Below are 1,110 nucleotides of genomic sequence, written 5' to 3'. Positions count from 1 at the left end.
GTGCCAAAATTGGACTGGTTAAAATGTTCTTGTTTGTCGAGGTAATCGAGAACTCACCTGCGTTATTACTTTTTGTGCTCGGCTCAGTCGCGTCACACACAAAGTTCTGGTTAAGATCGATGCACACTGGTGTATCTAACAACGTACCTTTCGCAGAAATGGTTCCCGCTACGTTGTAACTTGGCGCCGTTGCGTCACCACCACCAGAACCGCCACCACAACCAACAAGGGCCAGTGAGACTGCAATGAGAGAATATTGAAACTTCATAGGTCTTATCTTCTTTTTGATGAATCGTTATTACGAGAGCGAACCACTCTCAACATTGAAAGCACAAGCAAGCCAAAGAGCGCCCAAGGTGAGCCACTCCCACCCGAGCCATTGCCGTTGCTTTTCGAAGTGGTATCAGCACCGCACTGATACTGGTTAAAGTGACTCACACCCCACGCTTTTAGTGCGCCCGAGTTGCCGACCACCCGATCGGAGACTTCTAGTCGCCACGTTCCCCAACTAGGCTCTCCAACCAATGCTTGCAGCTCTGAATCGTGCTGAACCGTGAAATAGCCCGTAAACCCACCCGATTGACTCGGCTGATGGTTAAACAGCACTACAGACTGGCCTTGTGGCGACGTCAACGTGATGTGTAAATCCGCTAAATTCGCGTGTTCGATATCGAGATAAACGGCAAATGAGTCATCAATTTTCTGCGTTTTGTCTGATAGTGTTTGAACAAAAATTTTGTTCCCTTGCACTTCTTGACCGCGCGAGTTAATACTCGCATCGGTGAGCGCATCCTCGATAGTCTTGGGCTTATTCAAAAGTAGAGGAATACCATTCACTAGCGCCGTCACGTTTTGCCAAGATTGCGCCTTAAGCCCTTCAGCAAACTGATAATCCACTGAAACTTTAGATTCAAACGGTGCACCACACGTCAGCCCCGTTGGTAAGTTGGCACTGAAAGAGGCCGAGTTTGCCAGTTGCACATCGACCGCTTTCGATGTGTCGTTGTTCAGTGACCAATTGCCCTTTACGCTTGCAGATCGGCCGGTGTGAGAAAGCGTCAACTCGACCGTTTCCCCAGCGTTGATGTAACGAGATTGATATCGGGCGTT

General features: G+C 48.9%; 1 protein-coding gene and 1 pseudogene. Both read right to left on the bottom strand.

Annotated features, from left to right (window positions below; all coding sequences use genetic code 11):
* Positions 1-268, bottom strand: a pseudogene (locus R7070_RS26245) (DUF1566 domain-containing protein); the annotation flags it as partial.
* A gap of 5 nt (positions 269-273) precedes the next feature.
* Positions 274-1,110, bottom strand: an 837-nt coding sequence (locus R7070_RS26240) for a proprotein convertase P-domain-containing protein (protein ID WP_318141520.1), incomplete at its 5' end; no start/stop codon positions are given.

The sequence above is a fragment of the Vibrio sp. 1557 genome, from assembly GCF_033340175.1.
Lineage (GTDB): Bacteria > Pseudomonadota > Gammaproteobacteria > Enterobacterales > Vibrionaceae > Vibrio > Vibrio alginolyticus.
The sequence above is the reverse complement of the archived record's forward strand: the minus strand, read 5'-3'. Positions and strand labels throughout refer to the sequence as shown.